Source organism: Shivajiella indica (genome assembly GCF_042683085.1).
GTDB lineage: Bacteria > Bacteroidota > Bacteroidia > Cytophagales > Cyclobacteriaceae > Shivajiella > Shivajiella indica.
The window spans coordinates 263,277-289,100 of the sequence record NZ_JBHUIV010000016.1 but is presented as its reverse complement, the minus strand read 5'-3'; the positions used below and the strand labels follow the sequence as shown (position 1 = coordinate 289,100).

The window sequence follows — 25,824 nt, the reverse complement described above, 5'->3', positions numbered from 1 at the left end:
CTGAATTTAGAGCTTCAATAACCGGTTTCACCTGTACATCAAAGAATAATACCTTCCTATTTTATTTTTAAGTTCCCCTAAACTCAAAAGGCCGTTAGCTCTGAAATATTCTTTTCCTTCAAAATATACCAATATTCCAGGTACAGCCAACATCCTTAGCTGAGCTGCCAGTTCACGGTTTTGCTCAGCTTCCAAAACCAATAATTCCATTTCGGGGAATTCATTTTCCACAAGATCTTTCACTTTAGGAAAAAGTGTTTTGCAGACTCCACATTTGTCCTGATATAAATAAACAAGGATGGAAGAATGCTCCTCAAGTAATTTTTTGAATTGGGAAATACTTATAGTTTGATTTAATTCCATTGGATGGTATAATTGACAATAAAGTTTACATGGATCATATTCACTTTGTTATAAATCCACTGGGGTTTGATTTCTCCTGATTTGATATTGACTTTGCTCATGAAAATGGCATGAAAATCCAGCCCTTTTCCCCAATTTTTCGGGGAATACTTTCCTCCAAGATTGGCTTGTGCATAAGAAGGGAAAGCATATTTGTTCAGTTCAGGTTTGGATGGATCCGGCAAAAAGTGGAGCCCTGCAAATCCATAAAACTGTAAACCCTTTTCAGGGATATTTCTTTGATAATAGGTAGTAAATGCATCTACTTGATTATATCCTTCATTCCTCTCCCGTGGAATAAAGGTGAAGAAGGGATCCCTTCCCCACTCTCTGGGATTCAGGAAGCGTCCTTTTCCATCAATTCGGGTATAGTTCAACCACCAGATAGACCTTGGATTCTTCAATCCAATTCTTCCGCCAACGACTATGTTTAAGTCCTCAGGATTTTTAAAACGCTTCTCTGGATCCGTATTTCCGCCTTCTCCTATCCCATTTTGAAGGGAAAACTGAAGCCCTGTAATGAATTTATTTTTGCTTTTGGAAAGATTCCAATCTTTAATGGCCTGAGTAAAGACCGTGCTTGAAATATTGTCCACATAAGTATGGTTCACCTGCAGTTGAATTCCGGAATTCATGGAGTGCTGCCAATCCAAAACGGTGAAGAAATTACTATTTGTATTATTCTGATATTTAGAAGGCTGTCCGAATTCACTTTGTCCTACCGGATAAATTCCAATTGTCTCACCAATATCAAACCATCCGGAAGTTGACCTTGGACTCATTCTACCTATCACATCCACTGAAAATTTGTTTTTATTATCAGGATTATAGTTCAATCTTAATCCTTCCACATAGGTTGGTGACAAGCGGCCATCTTGGGGATTGATGAATGGTGTATTGATATCCATCCTTCCCATGATTGCACTGAATTTTTCAGTTCGGTAGCGTAACTGGAATTCCTCAAGTTTACCGAAAAATTTATCTTCAGGATTGATTACATCAAAAAGCCCCACTTCATACCTATTGAAATTTTTGGTAACTGGATCTCTTTCCAATAAATCTGAGCTCCAAACATTACCAAAAACGGTATAGCGTCCAACCACGGAAAAGCCTTTAAATTCTTTGGTCCGGAGTTGTAAATACGCACTTTGTCCTAAAGCAAAATCATTCTTGAAATCTTCCCAATAATTAGTAGACATCCAAAAAGTTCTCAAGCCAATTTTACCTTTTACCAAAGAATCTGCAGCCCTTTGTTTTTTTTCATCATTTTGGGCAAAACTATTCAGAGCGACTCCTAGAAAAAGTGCAACTATAAATACAAATCTCATTTTGCGGCTTGTTGTCTGGCCTCCTTGATGGGTTTGAATGGTCCAAACTTATGCTGCTCCTCAGGGAATTCATCGGAAAAAGGCCCAAAGGGATGGTCAATAGGTTTTTTGGAAATGTCCGGCCAATCTTTGGTAATGTCTTTTTTAGGCCTTGGCAGTGAATTGATATAAGCAGCTACGTCCCAGGCCTGTTCATCTGTTAGCAAAGGTCTTTCAAACGTAGCACCCAAAGGCATATTTGTTTTTACATATCCTGCAAACCTTGACATTCTAAAGAGGCCGGCACCATCATTATAACTATGGTCTCCCCAAAGTGGAGGATAAACATACCCTGTTTTATCAGGCTTCATCATTCCCTGCCCATCTTCCATATGACAGCTTTGACACTGTTGTGCATAAACTGATTTTCCTTTTATAGGGTCAGCAGCTCTTTCCATAAAGGGAAGCTCATAAATGCCCACACCTTTTGGTGTTTCCCCTTTGGGAACATCCTTGCCCAACCACTCCATATATGCCACCATGGCAACCATTTCTTTGCTATTTACCTCCAGGGCTTTGCCATTCAAACTCCTTTCAAAGCAATCATTGATCCTTTTTGGAATGTCTTCGGATTGGCCAGATCTGGCCCTGACCTTAGGATATGTAGAAGCGACAGCACCGTAGTTATTTCCCAGAGGAGCCGTACCCGCATTTAAATGGCAGTTTTGGCAGTTCATTCCATTGGATAATTTCTTAACCTTACCATTAGGCCCAAGGTATTCAGAGGTATTCGCGATGAGTTCTCTTCCATATTTAATTGCATCTGCATTCGGTTCCTGATCCACCGTATTCCAGGCAGGTGCAATCCACATACCTTCCTTCGGGACTACCCCCCTGTAGGTGTCAACAACCGCTGTTGATGTACTGAGAGTAGTAGCAACAGGCTTTTCTCCTAATGGAGGGAGGGATCCCCCACTGGAAACCACAATGACTATCCCAATAACCAAAGCGGTGAGCAAAGTTATAGAAACCAACAAACCCACCATGAGGGTCAATAATTTAACAAAAGGCTGGAATATATCTTTCATTTTCTCTGAAGATTCAATAAGGTACAAATATCCTTAGTTTTAAAGATATATAGCTGTGATTAACATCACAAATCAAGAGCCCCTTACCTTCAGGAGAAAAATTTAAGTCCCGATGTTATTGTGATCTTGATTTAGGAGACTAATTTGGTGAATTCACTATATTTACTTTTGTTTAATCTTTGCTAAAAATATCTGTCCATGATTGCATTGTCCAGACAATATGGTTTCTTTTTCACCTTGATTGAAATAAATTTCAATTTCCTCTCCAATTAGTGCTTCAGCAATATAATTAATCAACATTTCGTCTAAATAAATACCTTTTTCAAAACAAAAATCTTCAATCCATCTGATATAGCTAACATTATTGACATGGTTGTTCATGTCCAAATCGGAATAATTAACTGAAAATGATTTGCCAATAGTAGTTTCAACATCAAGATTAATCTTGTTAGGAAGCAGATTTTCATCAGGATTGTCATCAAAAAGTTCCGAAGGTAAAACCTGTCTGGGTCTTTGGGGCCTTTTGCTTTTGATATCCAATAGCAACCAGGCTGACATGGCTTTAGCTATAACCTGACCACTTTCGCTGATTACTTCAAATTCCCGTAGCGCAAAAAGCTTATTGATGCCCCTGCCTGCTGTCTTAATTTTTATTTGCTGTCCCCAGGTTGGCATTTCAAAAACTTTGATATGAAATCTGGAAAGAACCCACATAAAGCCTTTATCGAAGAGCTGTTTACCAAAGTCTCTGCTATCAGCATGCTTCCAGGCCACCTCTTGTAACAAATCTGCCAATGAAGACCATCTTAAGCTTCCATGAGGGTCAATTTGGAAGGATAGGATTTCAAACTCCTTTTCAAATTGAAAATTTCCTGTAATGTTTACATTCATTGTATTTTTTCATTTGTAAAAACCCTCAGTCGGACTGAAGACAATATAGCAATTCCCAAACCGGTAATGGCAATAAGGGTAAAGGAAACTTTCAAGTCAAAAAGTTCAGCTATATATCCAATCAGTGGTGGTCCTAAAAGAAAACCAAAGAAGGAAATGGTAGAAACCATAGCAAGCGCAACCCCAGGGGAGTATAGTTTGGACCTTCCGGCAGTACTGTATGCGATAGGGATGATTGAGGCTACCCCAAATCCTACCATCAAGAAACCAATTGTAGCCGCAACCGGAAGAGGAAAAATAACCGAAAGAGTTAGGCCTAGGAAAATCAAGGTTCCACTGAAACGAAGCATTTTAATCTTCCCTATTTTATTGATAATACGGTCAGTGACAAACCTTCCACTGGCCATAGCCCCCATGAAAGTTACATAGCCTAATGCAACAAGACCAGGTTCTATTTCTACAACTTTTTTGAAATAGACGCCACTCCAATCAAACATACAGCCTTCTGCCAACATGCCCAAAAAGGCAATCATTCCTATCCGCAAAAGTAGGTCATCTGGTTTCCTCAGAACTAATCCACCTCCGCCTCCTGTTCTTGATTCATTGATCAAGAATGTTTTGGAAGTAAGGATGGTTAAAGCTACGATCAATGCAATGAACAGATAATGAAACTTGGGTAAAATGTCAAAGTAAATCATGCCTGCGCCTATTCCAGCGCCTGTAAATCCTGCCAAACTCCATAAACCATGAAAAGAAGCCAGGATACTTCTACCATAACTATCTTCAAGAGCGAGAGCCTGGGTATTTAGTGAAATATTCATCATGTTACCTATCATGCCGAAAACCATAATGACAGGTACCAGCATGAGGATAGAAGTACTAAAACCAATAAGAGGTAAAAAAGTCATATACCCTATGCTACTGACCAGGATGACTGTCCTGCTTCCGAACTTGTGGACAGCCCATCCTGCCAAAGGAAGTGCAACTAGTGAACCAACAGGTAATCCTAACAATAAAGTCCCCAACTGGGCTTCCGATAAGTTGAATTTGACCTGAATATCAGGAATTCTCGATGCCCAAGATGCAAAACAAAGCCCTGCTATGAAAAAGAGGCTGCCAAGAGCAATCCTCCTTTTTTGAAGTAGTGTCATCAAATAGAATAGGTTTAGGTTCGAATTGCAAAGCTAACTCCAATTCAACAAATTAGGAAAACAAAGTGAATAGCAACTTGCTTTCAAGTCAAATGAACATATTTTGAAATTTGGTGTTCTTAAAAATAAAAAACCATGGAATTTATTATAGCAGGATCTGTTGTTCTAGTGGCCATTCTTATGATCAGGGCAGTGATCAAAAGAGTTTTCGGAAATTAATTAAAGGTGTTCATGGTTTAAGTGAAGGCCGAAAAAGTTGACTATATGATTTTTTTAGCAGCCTTACCAAATAAAAAGAGGCTGTCCCTATTAGCGGGACTGCCTCTTCAAATTTAGCTTACATTTATTTTAGTTTGGAAGTTTGTCAGAAAATTTTCCATAAACCCATGTTCCTGCTATTGCAGAGAGCAGGGTAACTAAGATAACTGTAAAACCACTTCCGATCTGAGCGAACAATGGTCCAGGACAAGCGCCTGTTAAAGCCCAGCCCAATCCGAATATAAATCCACCAATGATCTGGCCTTTCCGAAACTCCTTATTGTTAATAATGATTTTTTCTCCTTTAAATGTTTTAATATTAAACCATTTTATTATTTGAATCGAAAGGGCACCAACCACAATTGCCGAACCGATTACTCCGTACATAAAGAATGATTGTAGCCTGAACATTTCCTGGATTCTAAACCAGGACACAATCTCAGCTTTTACGAAAATCACTCCAAAACCTACACCTATGATCAGATACAATAATAATTCCATTGGTGTATCGCGTTTTGGGGCATTGGCAATTGCACCGCTTGAATTGGTTTGTTCAACTTTTTTTATTGCTGTTTTCATTTTTCTCAATATTTAAAAACCGACTAATTTCATCAATGGACCTAAGAACACATGTGTCATCAAAAATCCTCCAAGCATAAAGAAAATTGTAGCTATTACAGATGGCCATTGTAAAGAACTGATTCCCATAATCGCATGGCCTGAAGTACAGCCTCCAGCGTATCTTGTACCAAATCCCACCAAGAATCCTCCAAAAACAAAGAATAATAAACCCTTAGCTGTAAATAAATTCTCCCAATTAAAGATTTCATGTGGCATTATACTTCTGTAGTCAGTGATACCAAGTGCAGCCAAATCTCTCTGAGTTGACTCCGCAACTTCAATTAACTCTGGATTTGCTAAGATAAAGTGGCCGACAAAACCACCAATGCCTACTCCGATTACAAATGCAATGTTCCACAATTCTTTTTTCCAATCGTAGGTAAAGAAAGGTATTTTTGCTGGCACACACATGGCACAAACATGTCTCAAGGAAGATGATATTCCAAAAGACCTATTTCCTACCACCAATAGTGTAGGTACAATGAGGCCTATCATAGGTCCTGCTACCCACCAAGGCCAAGGTTGTTTAATCAATTCGATGAATTGTTCCATATTAAATTGTTTTATTTTGTTTTAATTTTAAATCAATGATGGTTTTAATTTTCAATATTTTTTAATCAGAACCTATAATCCATGACAAGGTTCAAATTCCACATATCAACTCTGTTAATTTTAAGTTGATCAGGCAAATCGTTATTCTTTGCTTTTTTATTGATAACCAATAACTGAAGATTTAAGCCCTCCAGAAAATCCTTGAATTTGAAATCCAACATTCCTGAAAATTGATAATAGGATGGAATCCCATATTTATTGGTTTTAAAGGTATTCATATCTGAATGGTGGACTGATCCTGCTCCAAATTGCGCAAAAAGTCCATCTAAAGGAGTTATCAGATCGTATTTAAGAACCCAGGCCTGCATATCACCACTTCCCTCATATCTTTCCCTTGAGAGACTGGCATAAAATGTTTCCCTGCCCCATTCTCTAGGAAAAAGTAATCTTCCTTTGTCACTGATTCCCAGAAAATTGAGATAAACATAATGCCGGCCTGAGAATATTCCAACTTTAGATCCCCCACCAAATCCTTTTTCTTCTGGTAAAATATATGTTTTTGTCCGATCAGGATTTCCTCCATCATTTATCGCGAACTGATAAAATCCCTGTACACCAAAATGAAGGTTTGTGCTTCCCCCAATATTAAAGGAATAGTCTGACTGAGCAAAACTCATATTAAACACATTGTCTGCATGGTAATTCCATGCTTGTGCTGTCAGCCCACTTTTATGATATTGGAATCCAAACATTCCTATGCCCTTGGAACTTATATTATCCTTATAGCCTGAAGGTTCACCAAAAGGATTTCTCCCAAAAGGATAGACACCATAGGAATCTTCAATGCTATACCAATCCACTGTCCCTCTTATGGTTACAGAATTGATCCACATCGCAGTGACTTTATAATTGAAACCGGAATAAATGGCAGAAAGCCCTCCAAATACATTTGGTCTCATTCTATTATCCTGTTCATTCAGAAGAGGAGTTATAATTTTTTGTCTTCCCAAAGTAAATTTTAACCTATTTTTCCGATAGGCAATATATAACTCTTCCAGTCTGTCCAATCTGTTGGTATTACTGAGATCGTTCATGTCATATAACAAGATCTCGTACCTGTTACCTGCGCCCGTTGTTGGATCTGCTATCCGGATGTTATTTTCAAAAACCTGAAATGTGAAGAATCCACTAAATCTAGCTTCAAATCCTTTCCATTCTGGACTGGTATATCCTATTCCTGCACCAGCAGCCAAAGTAGCGTAATCCAGAAGCTCACCCTTGTTGATAGTTGACATGAAGAATGATCTGATATGAAAATCCACTTTTCCACTTTTAAGTTCTTCTCCCAGGCTTTTCTTTTGAAGTAGAAGAGAATCATTTTCAATTAAGTAAATCTCACCAGCAAAAGCAGTGAAGCTAGAACCAAATAAAATGACAATAATCAATAAGCGCATTTCCGTCAAAATTGGCCAATCATTATGAACTTTAAAGTGATATTTATCACCTTGGCATTTTCTAAATTAAAAATGGCAAGATTCCTAGTCTTGCCATTTATTGAATTTAACAATTATTTTTTGTTACCTGTTATAACAATGTAGTAGGACATACGTAATCACTGACTTTGAATAGACCTGAATCTTTTATAGCATCAAATCCACCTTTTATATCAATCAGGTTGTCATAACCCCTTGCCTTCAAAATTGAGTTGAAAACCATTGATCTATATCCGCCTGCACAATGCACATAATATGTCTTATCCTTGTTGACCTTGGTCATACTGTCGTTAATATAATCCAAAGGCGCATTTTCAGCATCAATTACATGCTCACTCAAATATTCAGAATTTTTTCTAATATCCAGGATGTTGACTTGACCTTCTTTTTCAATGATATTGGCTAACTCCTCTGTAGTGACTGAGGTAATGGTGTCAATTTCTCTTCCATCTTGTTTCCAGGATTCAAAACCACCTTTTAGGTAACCAATACAGTAATCATATCCTACCCTTGCCAATCTTGTAATCACTTCCTCTTCTCTTCCTTCATCCGCAACAATGAGAATTTCCTGCTTCAAATCCGGAACCAAGGCACCAACCCAAACAGCAAAGCTTCCATCTATTCCGATATTAATTGAGTTTGGAATAAAACCTTTGGCAAAGGTTTGGGCATCTCTGGTGTCTATGACCACTGCACCTGTTTCATTGGCAGCCGCTTCGAATGCAGCAGGACTCAACGGATTGAAACCTCTGTTCAATACCTCATCAATAGAATCATATCCCTGGATATTCATCATGACGTTTTGAGGGAAATAGGCAGGAGGAGGTGTTAAACCTGTAGTTACTTCTTTTATAAACTCTTCTTTGGTCATTTCCTGAAGAGCATAGTTCGTTTTTTTCTGATTGCCTAAGGTATCCGTTGTTTCCTTGCTCATATTTTTACCGCAGGCACTTCCGGCACCATGAGCAGGGTAAACGATGATATCATCTGCCAAAGGCATGATTTTATTTCTCAATGAATCATACAAATGACCTGCCAGTTTATCTTGAGTCAAATCGGCAATTACTTTTTGTGCTAGGTCAGGACGACCAACATCACCAATAAACAAAGTATCACCAGTAAATAATGCCTCTTCTTTCCCTTCTTCGTTTATCAAAAGAAAGCAAGAGCTTTCCATAGTATGACCTGGGGTATGAATTACTTTAATTTTAGCTTTTCCTAATTCGAATATTTGTCCATCCTGTGCGACAATGGCATCAAATCCCATTTTCAAACCGGTAGGCCCGAACACAATTGGAGCACCGGTTTTGGCAGAAAGATCTTTATGACCGGATACGAAATCTGCATGGAAGTGGGTCTCAAATACGTACTTGATTTTTGATCCTCTTTTCTCGGCTTTTTCAATATAAGGCTGTACTTCTCTTAATGGGTCAATGATAGCTGCTTCTCCATCTGACTCAATGTAATAAGCTCCTTGAGCCAAACACCCGGTGTATATTTGTTCGATTAACATATGATTATTTTGTTTTTTCGGTTAATGTATTTGTAAATTTATTCGCTACCACAATTATTTAAAATGACTTTTGTCACATTTTCAAATTATACTTTTTCCTGAATATTTTCGGAAATAATTTTTACCAATTGGTGTGCAGGTACCACGCCGGACTGTCTCCAAATGGCTTTGCCTTTATGAAAAAGAATTAAGGTAGGTACACCTCTAACTTGAAATTTACTCGCAGCTAGAGGGTTTCTATCTACATCCACTTTGATTATCTTGACCAAATCCCCTAATTGACGTGCAGTATCTTCTAATATCGGTTGCATCATTTTACAAGGACCACACCATGTAGCAAAAAAATCTACCAAGATGGGAGTGTCTCCTTCTATAAGCTCACTGAAAGTTTTAGGCTGTGTATTCATGGTTTATCATTTTAATTATTAACACAAAAGTAATGGTGTCTGAATCGTTATACAGTAATTTTTATCACAATTCCTTAAATGCTGTTAAAAAGCAGTAGCTTTTAGATTTATTGATTATTTTCGCCCTTCACAACTATTTCTAAACAATGATTGATTACAAAAAGGTCAATAACCTGATTGGTTGGTTAGTATTTATAGTGTCCACTTTGGCGTATGTACTTACCGTGGAACAGACTGCCAGCTTTTGGGATCCCGGAGAGTTTATTGCAGTTTCCTATAAACTTCAGGTTCCTCATCCTCCCGGCGCTCCGTTTTTTCTGCTGATTTACCGAATGTTTGCCTTTTTTGCATTTGGGGATGTATTATCAGTGGCTTATTGGATGAATGTGGGCAGCGCAGTATTTTCAGGATTGACAATTTTATTCCTTTTCTGGTCAATTACTCTGTTCGGCAGGAAGCTATTTAGCATAAAAAATGGAGAAGAGAGTAAAGGACAGACCATTACTTTAATGGGAGCAGGAATTGTAGGTTCTTTGGCATATGCTTTTACAGACAGCTTTTGGTTTTCAGCTGTGGAGGCGGAAGTTTATGCCATGTCCAGTTTTTTCACGGCCATTGTTATTTGGGCATTTTTAAAGTGGGATGTTATAGAAGATTCCAAAGATGAAAATAGGTGGATGATCTTTATTGCCTATTTGGTAGGCTTATCCATTGGTGTTCACTTGTTGAACCTGGTTACCCTACCGGCGCTTGCACTGGTTTACTATTTTAAAAAATACCCCAATCCCAACCTTAAAGGAGGAATCATTGCATTGGCTTTGGGAGGAGTGGCATTGATTATCATCAATAACATCATTATTCCTGGATTACCCAGTCTTGCGGGATCTATGGAGATTTTCTTTGTCAATAGTATTGGATTACCCTTTGGGTCGGGTATAATCGTTTTTTCAGCTTTATTTCTTGGATCTCTTATTTATGGAATTCTTTATTCCATTAAAAAGCAAAAAGTCGTTCTCAATACTATTTTACTTTCGCTGACATTTGTGCTTATGGGATATGGGTCTTATGCCCTTATTGTTATCAGGGCCAATCAGGATCCCGTAATCAACGAGAATGCGCCGAAAGACATCATCAGTTATGTTTCCTACCTCAAAAGAGAACAGTACGGATACAGACCTTTATTGCACGGTCAATATTTTGATGCTGAGCTCATTGACCAAAAAGAAGGGGCTCCTATTTACTTGAAAGGGAAAGATAAATATGAAATAGTAGATTATTCCACAGTGAATGAATATGATCCAGAGCGATCTACAATTCTTCCTCGAATATACTCTACCCAAGAACGTCACAAGCAGATTTACAGGTCAAAACTAGGGTTGAGGGAAGGTGAAAAACCCACATTCAGTGATAACATCTATTTCATGTTTTCACACCAGTTGAACCATATGTACTGGAGATATTTCATGTGGAATTTTTCCGGTAGAGAAAGTGATTTCTCAGATGCGCCTTGGTTGGGTATTTCTGATTTCTTTTCGGAAAAATTTCCGGATTACATTAAGGAAAACAAAGCTCATAATAACTATTTAATGTTGCCTTTGATTTTGGGATTGATAGGTTTCTTGTTTCAGGCAAAGGTTGACCCAAAGTCCTTTTATATCACCGTCATGTTGTTTCTGATGATGGGGGTTGTATTGGTGCTTTATCTGAATTCCCCTCCCATTGAACCCAGAGAAAGAGATTATATATACGTAGGTTCGTTTTATGCATTTGCCATTTGGATAGGAATCGGGGTCATGGCTTTGGCACATCTGATTGGCAAATTAAGTAAGAACTTGGCAATAGCTGGTATTGTGGCGACCTTGCTTGCATTTCCGGTCCCTATTATATTGGCCTCCCAAAACTGGGATGACCACAATAGACAGGGCAGGTATTTCTCAGTCGATTCTGCCCGGAATTTTTTAGCTTCCTGCGCCCCAAATGCCATTTTATTCACAGGTGGGGATAATGACACCTTCCCGCTTTGGTATGTTCAGGAAGTGGAGGGTTTCAGAACAGATGTCAGGGTGGTGGTTTTGAGTTACTTTGACACTGATTGGTACGTGGAGCAAATGGCCAGACCGGTCAATGAGTCTGAGCCACTTCCTTTTTCTTTGGAATACCGAAATTACAGGAAAGGTACCAATGACGTACTCTATGTAATGGATAGACAGAATTTGGAAGCGATTTCTGCTTCAGAATACCTTAAGTTATTGAAAAATGAAAGTGACTTGCTCAAATTGACAACTGGGGGTAAGTCTACTTACAATATGGTGCCTTCCAGAAATCTGATTTTGGATGTTGATCTGGAAAAAGTTTATAATCAAGGTCTTATTCCCGAAGGAATGGAAGACTTAATGGTAGAGCAGATGAATTTAAAGGTCAAAGGAAATTATCTGACCAAAGGCAATCTGATGTTGATCGATCTCATTGTAAGTAACAATTGGGAAAGGCCGATATATTTTAATAATACCTCTATGGCCACTATTAGTTTGGATATTGAAAAATATGTGGTGATGGAGGGATTGACATACAGATTATTGCCGGTTCAAAAGCCACAAAATATGCGCTCTGAATTGGTGCATACGGATGTTGCCTATAAAAACATCATGGAAGATTTTGCCTTCAGAGGAATGGATAACCCTAATAATTATTTTGATGATGAATTCCGAAGATTCACGTCCAACCACCGTTCGGCAATCAATGCGGTCGCTATTGCCTTATTGGATGAATATGATATGGAAAGGGCGGCCAATATCCTAAAATATAGTCTTGAGGTGATGCCTGACAAAGCCGTGCCCTATGATCTGGCAAGTGGTCAAATGGTACCCTTACTTTTTGAAATCGGCGAAGATGACCTTGCCTTGGATATCGTGGATAAAATTTCCAATAAATCCGTCCAAATGTTGGAATTCTATACCCAAGAAGATAGGGATTTTGACAGGGAAGCAATGATATCTATTGAAATGTTAAAGTTCTTTGTACCATTGTTGGAAGAAAGAGGTTACACAGAGCTATCTGAAAAACTTAAAAATGGACTGAGAAATATTTTAGGTCCAGGTTATCAAGGTGGAAGTCTATTGGATAGAATGTGATTGGAATAATGGGAGAATAGAGATTAGAGGCGAGAAACAAGAAACAAGAAGCAAGTACCAAGAAGAAACAGGAATCAAGAGACAAGAGATAATGAAGAATTAAGAGTGAAGAATGGGGTTTCGGATTTCGAAAGGCGGATGTGAGGATTGGAAAAATTATAACCTAAAAAAAGTGCTGCCTCCGGAGAAGCAGAACTTTTTTGTTTTTAGGATTCAAACAATCCATTGAAGTGATTTGGTCAATCTGATGGAAAATAGATTATTTTTTCTCCAAAATGAAAAACAAATCCAGCCCCTTTTCCGGACTGTTTTCGAGGATGTAATCCTCATGGGAAATATCCGTGACGGCTTTCCCTTTTTGATGGTGAAGTTTGTCGCGGTTCATCCGGTTCAGGATTTCATAGGGCCATCGCAGCAATATGGAGGGGAGTTTATACTGAAGGTTGAAAATGTCCCATCGCATGATTTTATTGACGGATTGTCTGTTTGCCTCGTGATAATCCCAGATTTTGGCATTGCCTCCAATTCCCATAGTTTCCACTCTGTGAAATATGGATTTGCAAAGATCTTCCAATTGCTGGGCAGTATATTCCCGGATATGCCAAGGATTCCGTGAAAGTGTATGTCGGATATTTGGCGTTGAAATTATGGCCTTACCTCCCGGTTTCAATACCCTATGAATTTCTTCCAGGAAAAGGCGGTCGTCTTTGATATGCTCAATAACCTGAAAACTGACCACTGAATCAAAAAAATCATCTTCGATGCCCGAGAAAGGGGGTATAATTGCCTGACGGAATTTTGCTTCCGGGTATTTTTTTTTCAGGATATCGATTACTTCCTGAATTTTATCCAAACCCAAATATTCCTCAACAAGAGGCATTAAAATTTCCACTCCCCTTCCTTCACCGCAGCCTACTTCTAACAATTTCCCTTTTACAAATGGCTTGGCGGCAATATAGGCCTTCAACAACCTTTGGTGAATGGGATTGTCACTGACCAACTTATCTGAAGCAATTTCCGTTGTATAGGTAGCCATTTAAAATTTCATTAATTTGTGCAAAATTAAGCTTAATTTTTAAAAGCCGATGACCAGATATAAAATCTACCTTAAAACATTTAGTTTCTTATCATTCATTATTGCATGGTTGACATATCCATTGAATTCATTTTCCCAAGAATCCCTGGAAACATTGAATCAAGCTTTAAGGTATTCCCGATATTCCAGGTTGGCCTTAAAGATTATTCCAATTCAGGAAAGAGAAAGGGCTTTTCTTTTACAGATGCCGATTGAAAAAATTGAGGCAAATATTGATTTTGACAATTACCAGTTTTCATACGCTGTGCTTTCCGGTTTTCAAGAACCCATTACCTCAGAAAATTTGTTTGCCCTAACAAAACAAGATTTGATCAGGGAAACAGATTATCACTATTATTTTGAAAAGCGTGTAGTTATACCAGAATCACAGGAAACAGCCATTGCATTATTAAAAGTAGTAGATACAAGGCAAGGAGATGAATATTATTATCATATGGACCTGATCAGCCCATTTATCTTCGGACACCCTAACTTTTGGGCCTATTATGGTGATAATATTCCGTTTGACCAGAATTTTATTCTCAAAGATCAGCCGGTGGAATTTAGGGGAAGAGGGTCTGCAACACTTTTTTCCTTTAATTATCCATCCAAATTTGATTCTCCTTTACCACCTATGGAAATACGGCCTGCCCCTGTTCCCAGGGAAGTCCAGGTGGATTTCGAAGGGGATTTTTTGTTGAATACCCTAAAATCATTCACCAAAGATGGTTACTATTTTATTCAATCCGATACAAATTCTACCCAAGGAATGTTGGTCAAAGCTGTTCATGAAGCATTTCCAAAAGTAATAGATTATAATGAAATGGTGGAAATGGTAGCCTATATTTCTACCCGGAATGAACACGAAACTCTTAAATCTGCCGAGGATAAAAAAATAGCTTTGGACCAATATTGGTATGGGATGTTGAAGGATGAGGAAGCTGCCAGAAAAGTAATCAGGGAGTATTTCAAACAAATCGAATTTGCCAATATTCTCTTTACTGATTTCAAGGAAGGATGGAAAACCGATAGAGGGATGGTGTATACCGTCATGGGGCCTCCCAATGAAGTCTTCTTCAGAGCCAATGGGGAAGTTTGGTCTTACCTGACAGCCAATTCAAATTCAAAAATAACCTTTACCTTTGCACGGGTCAAAAATATTTTGACTCCTAATTATTATATACTTAACCGTTCCAGGGCCTTACAGCCTGATTGGTTCAAAAGCATAACAGCATGGAGAAACGGACAGATGGTTTTCTGATCAATAAAGGCGAACATGACAAGGATTTTATTTTTGGTACAAGGGCGGTAATGGAAGCCATACATGCCCATAAGGAAATTGACAAGATTTTGGTTGACAAAGAAGTCAACAATGAACTGATTAAAGAACTATTGACGCTGGCTAAACAGGAAAGAATTAATGTCATTAGGGTACCGGATGCAAAATTAAACAGGATTACCAGAAAGAATCATCAGGGCGTGATTGCCTATATGTCAGCCATTCAATATGCCTCACTGGACCATGTTATTGAAGAATGTTATTCCAAGGGAGTTGCTCCTCTTATTTTGGTTTTGGATAGGATTACCGATGTGAGAAATTTTGGGGCAATGGCAAGAACTGCTGAATGTGCGGGAGTACATGCTATTGTCATTCCTGAAAAAGGAAGTGCCCAAATTAATTCTGATGCAGTCAAAACGTCCGCCGGAGCTTTAAACCACCTTCCGGTATGCAGGGTCAAGAACCTGTATTACACAGTAAAAGATCTCAAGAAGATGGGACTAAATGTGGTCGCAGTAACTGAAAAAACAGATCGGCTTTTATACACTGCAGACTTCACTTTGCCCACAGCTTTGATTATGGGTTCTGAGGAAGACGGAATATCCCAGGAATTGATCGGAATTTCCGATGAATTCATTAAGATCCCCATGGCAGGAAATATTGAAAGTTTAAATGTGTCTGTTTCAGCTGGAGTGGTTATTTATGAGGCCATAAGACAAAGAAACTAGGAGGTAAAGTCAAAGAAAAGAGACATTGGGCAATATATCAGCATGAAAATTGCCCAATTTATTCAAGCGGATTATTTTAATTCTTCACCCGGTTTAAATAATTTTTCAGCAACCAAGCCGGGAAAACTTTTAATATGGAGATCCCGCTGTGGAAAGGGTATTTCAACCTGGTTTTCCTTAAAAGCTTTAAAAATACCGCGCATCACCTGATCACGTATAGAAACCCAAACATCTATATCTTCCACCCAGAACAATACCCTGAAATTAACGGAATTATCTGCAAAACCCTGAAGAAAAACCCTGGAAGGTGGGGCATTGAGGATACCTTCTGCTTTAAGTTCATCCTGTATCAATTTTGTTACCAGATCCATGTCAGCATTATAACTAACTCCAATTATCAATTCTACTCTCCTTTGCTTGTCAGAAAGCGTCCAGTTGGTGAGGTGTTGGGCCAACAAGTCACCATTGGGAATAATGACTTCAGCCCCATCCCAGTTTTTGATTTTACTGGCCCTTATGCCAATATCTTTCACAATACCTTCAATAGTTCCTACCTGAACAGTATCACCGATTTGTACTGGCTTTTCAAAGGCAAGGATTATTCCTGAAACAAGGTTATTGACTATGGTTTGTAAACCAAAACCAATTCCCACTGATAATGCTCCAAGTACTATGGCTATTTTGTCTAAAGGTATTCCTGATGCCGCTATGGCTATTAAGAAGCCAACAATAAGGATAGATAATCGGATTAAAAGGATAGATGATCCAAGTTTCTTATTTCTGATTGCCGTGGTGTTTTGCTCATCTTTTATGGAAGCAATATAGGAAATGGTGTTGGCCAAAAAGGTTGCTATATAAATGATCAGAACGAATACTGCAATTTGGGCAAATGTGAATGTGGCATTTAAAATATTCCGCTGTGCTGTTAAGAACGCACCGATTTCACTTAAAACACTCTCCAATATCCCCAAACTTTCCAAAAAATAATATCCCCATATAGCAATAGCCAAGTAGGAAAATAAAGAGGTGATGCGCTTTTGTATATCGTAGAAGTCAATAACTGAGGTGAATTCGGCTTCATTTTTTCTACTGACCTCAATTAGGACATAAATGATTTCTTTAATAATGATGATAAAAACAATTAAAGATATGGCATGCATCAAACTTAAGGTTCCCGTAACACCGATCATTTTGGCTAAAGAAAACCTACCGAGAATGTTTGCAAATAAGGATAAGGAACAAGAAAAGATGTAAATCCTTGCAAGAATTTTAATGTAAGGTGGCAAATCCTCTTCTTCAATTTGTCTAAGCTTTAAAATCTTCCATCCTACGTAAATTCCAAATAAATTTAAAAACAACAAATGCCAACGTTCCTGGTATGCCACCTCCCAATAAAGGTTACTGGCAAGGCTGATCAAAAAGATAAAGTACAATAAAAGCCAGATTTTAAAGGAATTTTTTCCAATTCTGGTTTTAATAAATATGCCGGTAATGCTGACCAAAATGATTAATATCAGTGCGAAAAATGAAATTGGGGGGTTGGTATAAAAAAATGGAGCAATCGCCAATACAACCAAAAGAGAAGCCAATAAAGGATAATTATGGATATATCTCAACCTTCCTAAAATCAAACTAGCAAACTCTTTTTGACTTCGGATTTTTTTTAGATTGCTGGCAATCCAATAATATAAACCTAAAACAACCACCAAAAGGAAAATTGTCAGCCCAATATGGCGGTTGATGTAATTCCTAATGATACTGACATTAAATTTAAATGAATCACTGAATATAAAAATCAACCGCTCAGTTTTCGGAAAATCTCTCGGTTCCCAAATAAAATTGGTCTCCTTTTGAAATAAAGCTTTCTCCAAAGCTCTTTTTTGAACGTGCATTCTTTCTTCAATTTCATTTATTTTAACCAAAATATTAAAGGTTCTCGATTGGTAATTGGCTGCTTCTAACCTTTGGTGGTTCAGCACACTGTCGGTTTTGTTGACATTATTTTTTAAGCTACTGATAGTTCTCTGATATTCTGGAAGCAAGGTTGTGTCCCTTAAATTGACTCTCATGAGACTGTGCTGCATGATCGAATCGAGCTTCATCCTAACAGCAAATAGTTGGTCTACCCTATTTGAAATTTGTTTTTCCCCATTCGTTGTATTGAGCTTGATTGACTCCAACCAATTTTCGAGGGCATTGATGTATCTTAGATTCATTTTCACTTCCTGGTTTTCCAATCGGTCCCCTACAATTGTAATAAACCTTTCCGCGTTTGGTAAAATCCGCTCAAGTTCTGTGGTATCCAAGGCATCATTGACAACCTGATTGATACCATTTAGTTGGGAAGTAAAATCCTGGGCTTTTTTAATATTGTCTTCCAGGGTTACCCTTTCTGTTAATGGTGCTGCTTGCTCTTCGGAAAATTCCAATAGACTATCAATCTGCGAAATCGATAAAATAGGGGATACTTGTGAAAAAGAGTTGAATTGAAAACTAATCAATCCAATTAATAGAAAAGGGGATGTATATAAAAAGCGCACGGAATTTTTATTATAAATGTAATCAGAATTTGATTTCCTTTCCAATGACCTTAAAATCCAATCAATATTTTTTATGAATATCAAACAAATTACGCTTTTTCAAGCCATAATGACTGTTTTTTTGTAATTATTTGAATTATAAATGACAAATTGACGCCTTTTTCCTCATGGCATATTTTTTATTCATTTTAGGTATAGATGAAAATTAAACAATACAACCATGAAACTAGCAAGATACAACCAATTTGAACCAAGCTATCCGACTTCTTTTAGCAGTGTTTTGGATAAGTTCTTCAATGATTCTTTTGCGCAGTCAGCAAAGCAATTCACACCCGCTGTTGACATTGCAGAAGATGAAAACCAATATGAAATTCATGTTTCAGTACCTGGTATGAAGAAAACCGATTTCAATTTGGATTTGACAGATGGACGTTTGACTATCTCCGGAGAAAGAAAAATGGAGGAGAAAAAAGAAGGGAAAAATTTCCATACTGTTGAAACCCACTATGGTTCCTTCAGTAGGTCATTTTATGTTCCAGAAACCGTAGATGCTGAAAAAATAGAAGCCAGCTATCAGGATGGGCTGCTTAAAGTCCTGCTTCCAAAGACGGAGAAGAAAACAAATAAATCAAAGATTGAAGTAAAATAATGGAGAGTGGGTAAACCCACTCCCATATTTTTTGTTTATCTTTTACAAGGGTTATGTTTTTTAAGCATAACCTGTTAAACCTTGTTAAATACCCATCTCAGTAACGAAAACTTGCTTGGTTTTTGCAAACGTTGCATCATAAATTACGTCTATAAAGTCATCACTCAAAAGCATTAAAAAATGAATAAAAGGCAATTTTTCTTCGGTATTATCTTAGCTTCATTGATTGGTGGAGTAGTTGCTTTGGCAGGGGCAAATTACCTGTCAAAACAAAATTCAGCAACCAATTTCACAGATAAGCAAGATACCAGTTTAGTCAATTGGCTTTCCAATGAAAAATTCAATATCCCGGATGGGATTAACTTTGTAGCAGCAGCTGGATTGGTTACTCCAGCCGTTGTCCATGTCAAAAGTACTGTCACCATTAGTCAAGGACAGGGAAGACCTGATCCTTTTGAGGAGTTTTTTGGTTTTAGATCTCCAGATCGAGGTGGAGTGCCAAGAGAGGGTAGAAGTTCCGGTTCCGGGGTAATCATCTCCGAGGATGGTTATATAGTGACCAATAACCACGTAATTGAGAACGCCTCTAGAATTGATATTTCCCTTGAAGACAATACCCGTTACTCAGCTAGGGTGATTGGAACTGACCCTACCACAGATCTAGCACTACTGAAAATTGAAGCAAATGGACTTCCTTATGTAAGATTCGGCGATTCTGATAAAGTTCAAGTAGGTGAATGGGTCTTGGCTGTAGGTAATCCATTTGATTTAACCTCTACAGTAACTGCAGGGATTATCAGTGCCAAAGCGAGGAATATCGGGATTTTAAGGGATTTAGAAAATAATCTTCAGATTGAATCCTTCCTGCAGACCGATGCGGTGGTAAATCCTGGAAACTCAGGTGGTGCCCTGGTCAATCTTGCCGGTGAATTGATTGGAATCAATACTGCCATTGCATCAAGAACAGGAACATTCAACGGTTATGCATTTGCAGTTCCAACTTCTATTGTTAAAAAAGTAATGGATGATTTGTTAGAGTTTGGGGCTGTTCAAAGAGGTCTCCTGGGTGTTCAGATCAGGGATGTAAGTCCTGAATTGGAGGAGTATATAGGAGAAACCCTTGGTGTCAACCGTGGGGTGTACATTATGGAGGTAAATGAAGGAAGCGGGGGAGAAGCAGCAGGTTTGAAGAAGGGAGATATCATCGTCGGGGTTGATGGAGTGGAAACCTTTAATGTAGCCAAGCTTCAGGAAATGGTGGCCAGAAAGCGTCCCGGTGATAAAGTGGATGTGAAATTCCTCAGAAACGGCAAAGAAATGAATGCAACTGCCACTTTGAAAAATATTTCAGGTGATACCAAAATTGTGAGAAAGGAAATGCCGAAAAGAACCACCATTCAGGGTGTTACTTTCGAAGATGTCAGCCAGGATATCAAGAACAGATTGAAATTGCAGGGCGGAGCATCAATAATTGCTATCGAAAATGAAACCTGGAAGAATGCAGGTGCCAAGGTGGGTTTTATTGTCACTTCTGTAATTGGAGCTGACGGCAGATACAGAATAACCAATGCTGAGGATATGAACAATATTCTTCAGGGTAATGTTGGTGAAGAAATAGTGGTTTTGGGTGTTTACCCAAGTGGTCAGGAATATTATTTTGAATTGAAGGTTGAGTAAAAAATAAGTTGTTTTGTGTTTGATAAAGAAAAGGCCGGTCTATTTTAGATCGGCCTTTTTAATTACTAATTTTCAATTACAAATATCCAATTTACAAGGGTCAGACCTTAACCTTATCTCCAATATCATGGTGTTATGTGTATAGAGATTCTATGAATAATTAATGAAATTGTTACTTGCTAATTTATGAATTTCAAGGGTTTGGGCTGGAATTTGTAATTTGGACTTTGTAATTTATAATTTTTACCTACTAAAATGCGTCATCATTAATATAGATCCAGCTGTACCATCCATAGTAGGTTCATTGGTGCTGTAATCACCCACATCATCATGATAGACCACATGCTCATTTTGAAAGGCAGCAAATTTATCCGGTTTGAGCAAGGTCAACCCCAACAGGTTATTGTAGATAGAGGTAAAGACAGGACCATCCACCAAGCCGCCGGGTACCTCCATATCAAGCAAAACAAAGGGTGCAGTATGGACTTCCACCGGATACTCCCCACCTTCTGGTATGCCCGTAACCATGGAAGTTCCCCATGGATTTCTACCGAATAACCAATCCCTTTGAGCAGCCATAAAGGGTTCAAATTGCTTATCGCCGGTCATTTTTTCATAAAGGATTACCTGGGTGACCAAACTGGTGAGGAGGTTGTTGCTGCACCAAATAAAAGGGATACCAATATGAAAAGGATTTTTATTTGCCCTGTTTAAGGTGTATTGAATACCTTCCAAATAGTAGCCCTCCAAGGTTTTTTTGAAATCAGCATCCGCTACTTCGTGCAGTGAATAATGTCCCATATTGATAAATGGATACAATTGGTAATGGGCAGCAGAATCCCTCACCGTCCAACTATCCGCTGTATTGGTTTTCAAAGCATAGGTTTTGGCCTGTTCCAGGTAGCTGTTTTCTTTGGTCAGTTTGTACAGTTCGGCAGCAGCCCATTCCATATCATCTGCCCATGTTTCTTCATTGTAGCGGTATGGGGCTCCGAAGGAATTACCTTGCTGATAACCTTCTTTCTCCCTACCCAATTGATAGAGTGAAATCGCAGCTCTTTTACACTTTTCGGCAAATGCAGGGTCTTTGAGATCCTTTTCCCAAATCCTGGCGGCCAAGGCCATGGCTGCAGCACTTCTTCCTGCAAGGTTAGCAACCCCTGTAGCTTCACTTTGGTATTTCATCAGACCTTGGGGTTTTCCAGTAGCAAAATAGGCTGCCCGGTATTGGTTTGCCCCCCATCCATAATCGGCGTTGTCTTTATTAGGGATTTTGAATCCTCTATGATCCCTGTCATCTGCCACCTGATGGAAAAGCTGATCCGGTGCAGGATGCATTTTATGTATCCAATCCAGTCCCCATTTGGCTTCATCCAACACATCGGGAATCCCATTGGGCCAAGGTTGCCCCAGGGCATTGACCTTATCCTCAAAACGGTCAGGATATATCTCATAGGCCATTAGCATATGGGCAGTGGCATAACTGGAAGTAATGAGGTATTTCAATTGATCTCCGGCATCATGCCATCCCCCACTTAAATCAACATAGGTACTATCAGGCATTGGTCCGTAGAAAGTTCTCCCGTCTTTCTCATGGCAGACCATATCCAAAGTGGGATTGTATCCACAGCGCTGCTGCCGCATGAATTCCAACAAAGTTTCCTGATGATTTCCAAAGGCATCACTTCCTATTCTGAAAACACTGGATTCTGCCCCTGATTTTTTTCCCCTGATGAAGAAATGTCCCGTTTCTTTTACCTGGCTAAAATCTACCTCACTATATTTAAAACCTCCCCATTCATTTTTTTTCAAGGGAGTGGCTTTAATTTCCTGGCTGACTTTTCCGGTTTCCTTATTGACCAACTGAAAGTTTTCCCGAATGGGTGTTTTGCTGAATACAATCGCCACCTTCGAATCTTCTGTGAGGTATCCGAGTTGATTGATGCGTATTTGGATGTCTGTTTCTTCTTGATTTTGGAAGGATCCTGATATAAATAAAATCAGAATGCACAATTTGGTAAACATAGGCTGGATGAATTGAGGGTTACTTTTAGAATTTCCTGAATTTAATCAAAAATAAGGTTTATCTATTCCAAAAAATGACAGAATAGCATCCTTTATTAAGATTGGTCAATGTTGGATTTTCACCATTGCCTTCATTTCCACTTTTCTTCCTCCCTCTCTTTCCATATCTTGGAAATAATAAACTTTCACCTATGCAACCCATCAAAGTTTCTACTGCACAGTTCGAAAATAAAAGCGGAGACAAAGGTTACAACCTATCGGTCATTGAGAAGTTAGCTGCCCAAGCTGCCGCAGAAGGATCTCAGGTAATCGCCTTTCATGAGTGTTCCATTACGGGCTATACTTTTGCCAGGAAACTGTCCCGAGAAGAATTACTGGCCATTTCTGAACCCATTCCTGATGGGGAAAGCATCCAAAGATTGATCGCCATATCCAGGAAATATGACATAGTCATTCTTGCAGGTTTGTTTGAAAAAGATGAGGCAGACCAAATTTTTAAAGCCTATGTCTGTGTAGGTAAAGACGGTCTGATAGCCAAATACAGAAAACTCCATCCTTTTATCAATCCCAATATTCTACCCGGCAATGCCTATTGTTTATTTGAGCTTTTTGGATGGAAATGTGGGATTTTAATATGCTACGATAACAATATCATTGAAAATGTCCGTGCCACCAAACTCCTTGGAGCCGACATCATTTTTATGCCCCATGTGACCATGTGCACACCTTCAAGTAGACCTGGGGCGGGTTTTGTGGATCCCAAACTTTGGGAAAACAGAGATCAGGATCCAACCTCCCTTCGTCTGGAGTTTGATGGCATGAAAGGAAGGGATTGGTTGATAAAATGGCTGCCAGCCAGGGCTTATGACAATGCCATTTATGCTATATTTTCAAATCCAATCGGCATGGATGATGACCAGCTCAAAAACGGCTGTTCCATGATCATTGATCCTTTTGGAGATATTCTGGCGGAGTGCAGAAGTTTTGATGATTCTTTTGTGACAAGCACTCTTTATCCTTCCAAGCTTGCCGATGCCGGAGGAAGCCGTTATATCAAAGCAAGACGGCCGGATTTGTATAAGGACATTATTGGAGAGCCGCATCAATCGGAACAAAAAGTTGCTTGGCTGAAAGGATGAAATAATTTATTAAATCTTATGAAAATTAAATAAATTCAAACAAAAAGGCCCTTATGAAAAAAATCCTCATTATTTTCTTCATTTTTACGGCAAATTTAGGATTTGCCCAAACACCCTCCCTCAAGAAATCCCCTCCTCTTTCAGAAGGGCAACCACAAAGTGTGGGAATATCACCGGATAGGTTGAAAAAGCTGGATGCCATGTTGGAAGAGTCCATAAAAAATGGGGAAAACCCAGGTTTGGTGGCCTTGGTGGCCAGAAACGGGAAAATCGTTTACCATACTGCCAAAGGTTCTGCTGATGCATCCTCGGGAAAAGCCATGGATAAAGATGCCATTTTCCGGATTGCTTCACAAACCAAAGCCATAACTTCCACTGCTGTTATGATGCTATGGGAAGAAGGGAAATTCAGATTGGATGATCCCATTTCGAAGTATATTCCTGAATTCAAAAATCCACAGGTACTTCAGAATTTCAGGTATGCTGACACATCTTATACTACCATTTCTGCAAACAAAGAAATTACCATCAGGCATTTGTTGACCCATACTTCGGGATTGGGCTATGGTGTTATTGACGGGGATGAAAAGATGAAGATGATCTACCAAAAGGCAGGCATTATTGATCTCTATACTACGGAAAATATCAGCATAGGAGACAATATTAAAAAACTGGCCAAATTACCTTTGCATCACCATCCAGGAGAAAAATATACCTATTCTGAAGGATTGGATGTGTTGGGGTATTTGATAGAAATCGTGTCGGGGATGCCTTTTGACCAATTTCTAAGGACTAGATTTTTTGATCCCTTAGGTATGAATGATACCTGGTTTTACCTTCCTGATGACAAATCCAGTAGATTGGTAAAAGTCCAGCGAAAAGTGGATGGAAAATGGGAAAATTTCCCGGTCACTTTCTATGACCCTCAATATCCCATTACAGGAGCCAAAAGATTCTTTTCCGGAGGGGCAGGTCTATCCAGTACAGCAAAAGATTATGCCACTTTCCTGCAGATGTACCTGAATGGCGGAGAACTGAACGGGGTACGGATACTGAGTCGCAGCACGATTGAAACCATGATGAAAAACCAGGTCGGGGATCTTTGGAATGGAGCCAAACATTATGGATTGGCCTTTGGGGTAGTGACCGAAAATGGTGTTGCCGAAGGAGGAATTGGCAGCGAAGGAACCTTTGATTGGGGAGGCTATTTCAATACGCAGTATTTCGCGGATCCAAAAGAAAAGATTATTGGCATCCTGATGAAACAAACCAGTCAAACCTCAGGTGATCAAACAGGTTGGAAATTCAGACAGATGGTATTTACCCTATTGGACGATTAAAGGAATAACTTTAATCGTCCCCTAAGTAAAAGTACCCATGAAAATGTATTTATTAATTTTTCTAATTCTTTTTTCCATATCTGCATATCCCCAAAGGTTAATGGATGGATCGAGGAGAACAATAGGCTATATCGAAAAAGGAAGGGTTCTTAATGGGTCTAGAGCAACGATTGGTTTTATTGACAACAATAGAATCATGGATGGCTCAAGAAGGACGATAGGATTTTTGGAGGATAGAAGGGTCATGGATGCTTCTAGGAGAACAATCGGGTTTATCGAAGATGGCCGTATAATGGATGGATCCAGAAAAACCATCGGTTTTGTGGAGGATGGAAGGATTATGGACGGAACAAGAAGAACTATTGGATATGCTGAGGGCATGAAAATCTCTGATGCTGCACTGTTCTTCTTTTTCTTTTTTAAATGATTATTTGCAACTCTTCCAATCCAGCTCGATATTGAAAAATTGAATTTTTCTAATCCGTGATTTGGAAAGAAAAATATCGATATATATCCATTATCCATAAATATCCGCATAGTTTAACAAATAGGCTTAAT

General features: G+C 38.8%; 21 protein-coding genes. 8 read left to right on the top strand and 13 right to left on the bottom strand.

All coding sequences use genetic code 11. The features are described 5' to 3' along the window. Positions 1 to 27 precede the first annotated feature (27 nt). The 10 genes from ACFSKV_RS10715 to trxA form a co-directional block, all read right to left on the bottom strand. A complete protein-coding gene (locus ACFSKV_RS10715; RefSeq protein ID WP_380802394.1) occupies positions 28 to 363 on the bottom strand; it encodes a thioredoxin family protein in 336 nt (111 codons plus the stop codon). Further along, complete coding sequence (locus ACFSKV_RS10710) at positions 354 to 1,730, bottom strand: hypothetical protein (RefSeq protein ID WP_380802391.1); 1,377 nt, start codon at positions 1,728 to 1,730, stop codon at positions 354 to 356. Before ACFSKV_RS10710 ends, ACFSKV_RS10715 begins: the two co-directional genes overlap by 10 nt. Then, positions 1,727 to 2,797, bottom strand: a complete 1,071-nt coding sequence (locus ACFSKV_RS10705; RefSeq protein ID WP_380802389.1) for a c-type cytochrome — start codon at positions 2,795 to 2,797, stop codon at positions 1,727 to 1,729. Before ACFSKV_RS10705 ends, ACFSKV_RS10710 begins: the two co-directional genes overlap by 4 nt. Before the next feature lie 162 nt (positions 2,798 to 2,959). After that, positions 2,960 to 3,688 carry an acyl-[acyl-carrier-protein] thioesterase gene (locus ACFSKV_RS10700; protein WP_380802387.1) on the bottom strand — a complete coding sequence of 243 codons (729 nt, stop codon included), beginning with the start codon at positions 3,686 to 3,688 and terminating at the stop codon, positions 2,960 to 2,962. Beyond that, entirely contained in the window at positions 3,685 to 4,839 is a 1,155-nt protein-coding gene (locus tag ACFSKV_RS10695; protein ID WP_380802385.1) for an MFS transporter, read from the bottom strand. The genes ACFSKV_RS10700 and ACFSKV_RS10695 overlap by 4 nt, the downstream gene beginning before the upstream one ends. A gap of 348 nt (positions 4,840 to 5,187) precedes the next feature. Continuing rightward, the gene (locus ACFSKV_RS10690; protein ID WP_380803307.1) at positions 5,188 to 5,598 is read right to left on the bottom strand and encodes a DUF6691 family protein; all 411 of its coding nucleotides are present in this window, start codon (positions 5,596 to 5,598) and stop codon (positions 5,188 to 5,190) included. Positions 5,599 to 5,688: 90 nt separating this feature from the next. Further along, complete coding sequence (locus ACFSKV_RS10685) at positions 5,689 to 6,270, bottom strand: YeeE/YedE family protein (protein WP_380802383.1); 582 nt, start codon at positions 6,268 to 6,270, stop codon at positions 5,689 to 5,691. Positions 6,271 to 6,335: 65 nt separating this feature from the next. Continuing rightward, the gene (locus tag ACFSKV_RS10680; protein ID WP_380802381.1) at positions 6,336 to 7,724 is read right to left on the bottom strand and encodes an OprD family outer membrane porin; all 1,389 of its coding nucleotides are present in this window, start codon (positions 7,722 to 7,724) and stop codon (positions 6,336 to 6,338) included. Positions 7,725 to 7,854: 130 nt separating this feature from the next. Continuing rightward, entirely contained in the window at positions 7,855 to 9,276 is a 1,422-nt protein-coding gene (locus ACFSKV_RS10675; protein ID WP_380802378.1) for an MBL fold metallo-hydrolase, read from the bottom strand. Positions 9,277 to 9,362: 86 nt separating this feature from the next. After that, positions 9,363 to 9,683 (bottom strand): thioredoxin, encoded by a 321-nt coding sequence (trxA, locus tag ACFSKV_RS10670; RefSeq protein ID WP_380802375.1) that lies wholly within the window; start codon positions 9,681 to 9,683, stop codon positions 9,363 to 9,365. Between the two features lie 146 nt (positions 9,684 to 9,829). Between trxA and ACFSKV_RS10665 the strand changes: the two genes are divergently transcribed. Beyond that, a complete protein-coding gene (locus ACFSKV_RS10665) occupies positions 9,830 to 12,814 on the top strand; it encodes a glycosyltransferase family 117 protein (RefSeq protein WP_380802374.1) in 2,985 nt (994 codons plus the stop codon). Positions 12,815 to 13,073: 259 nt separating this feature from the next. On the opposite strand, the gene ACFSKV_RS10660 is transcribed toward ACFSKV_RS10665, so the two are convergent. Next, positions 13,074 to 13,850, bottom strand: a complete 777-nt coding sequence (locus tag ACFSKV_RS10660) for a class I SAM-dependent methyltransferase (RefSeq protein WP_380802371.1) — start codon at positions 13,848 to 13,850, stop codon at positions 13,074 to 13,076. A 49-nt stretch (positions 13,851 to 13,899) separates the two neighbouring features. On the opposite strand from ACFSKV_RS10660, the gene ACFSKV_RS10655 reads away from it, so the two are divergent. Both ACFSKV_RS10655 and rlmB read left to right on the top strand, forming a co-directional pair. Continuing rightward, positions 13,900 to 15,150, top strand: coding sequence for a GWxTD domain-containing protein (locus ACFSKV_RS10655; protein WP_380802368.1), 1,251 nt, complete (start codon positions 13,900 to 13,902; stop codon positions 15,148 to 15,150). Next, the gene (gene rlmB, locus ACFSKV_RS10650) at positions 15,123 to 15,896 is read left to right on the top strand and encodes a 23S rRNA (guanosine(2251)-2'-O)-methyltransferase RlmB (protein ID WP_380802366.1); all 774 of its coding nucleotides are present in this window, start codon (positions 15,123 to 15,125) and stop codon (positions 15,894 to 15,896) included. The genes ACFSKV_RS10655 and rlmB overlap by 28 nt, the downstream gene beginning before the upstream one ends. A gap of 71 nt (positions 15,897 to 15,967) precedes the next feature. On the opposite strand, the gene ACFSKV_RS10645 is transcribed toward rlmB, so the two are convergent. Further along, positions 15,968 to 18,325 (bottom strand): mechanosensitive ion channel family protein, encoded by a 2,358-nt coding sequence (locus ACFSKV_RS10645; protein ID WP_380802364.1) that lies wholly within the window; start codon positions 18,323 to 18,325, stop codon positions 15,968 to 15,970. Between the two features lie 331 nt (positions 18,326 to 18,656). On the opposite strand from ACFSKV_RS10645, the gene ACFSKV_RS10640 reads away from it, so the two are divergent. Continuing rightward, positions 18,657 to 19,085 carry an Hsp20/alpha crystallin family protein gene (locus ACFSKV_RS10640; protein ID WP_380802362.1) on the top strand — a complete coding sequence of 143 codons (429 nt, stop codon included), beginning with the start codon at positions 18,657 to 18,659 and terminating at the stop codon, positions 19,083 to 19,085. 180 nt (positions 19,086 to 19,265) lie between these two features. Beyond that, entirely contained in the window at positions 19,266 to 20,762 is a 1,497-nt protein-coding gene (locus tag ACFSKV_RS10635; RefSeq protein ID WP_380802359.1) for a trypsin-like peptidase domain-containing protein, read from the top strand. 243 nt (positions 20,763 to 21,005) lie between these two features. On the opposite strand, the gene ACFSKV_RS10630 is transcribed toward ACFSKV_RS10635, so the two are convergent. After that, positions 21,006 to 22,787, bottom strand: coding sequence for a glycoside hydrolase family 9 protein (locus ACFSKV_RS10630; RefSeq protein ID WP_380802357.1), 1,782 nt, complete (start codon positions 22,785 to 22,787; stop codon positions 21,006 to 21,008). A 191-nt stretch (positions 22,788 to 22,978) separates the two neighbouring features. Here ACFSKV_RS10630 and ACFSKV_RS10625 point away from each other — a divergent pair, with 191 nt between their 5' ends. From ACFSKV_RS10625 to ACFSKV_RS10615, 3 genes are read left to right on the top strand one after another with little or no spacing between them, the layout of a single operon-like run. Beyond that, on the top strand, positions 22,979 to 23,926 hold the full coding sequence (locus tag ACFSKV_RS10625) for a nitrilase family protein (protein WP_380802355.1): 948 nt from the start codon (positions 22,979 to 22,981) through the stop codon (positions 23,924 to 23,926). 53 nt (positions 23,927 to 23,979) lie between these two features. Next, entirely contained in the window at positions 23,980 to 25,266 is a 1,287-nt protein-coding gene (locus tag ACFSKV_RS10620; protein WP_380802353.1) for a serine hydrolase domain-containing protein, read from the top strand. Between the two features lie 43 nt (positions 25,267 to 25,309). Beyond that, a complete protein-coding gene (locus ACFSKV_RS10615; RefSeq protein ID WP_380802350.1) occupies positions 25,310 to 25,693 on the top strand; it encodes a 5-fold beta-flower protein in 384 nt (127 codons plus the stop codon). The last annotated feature ends 131 nt before the right edge of the window (positions 25,694 to 25,824 follow it).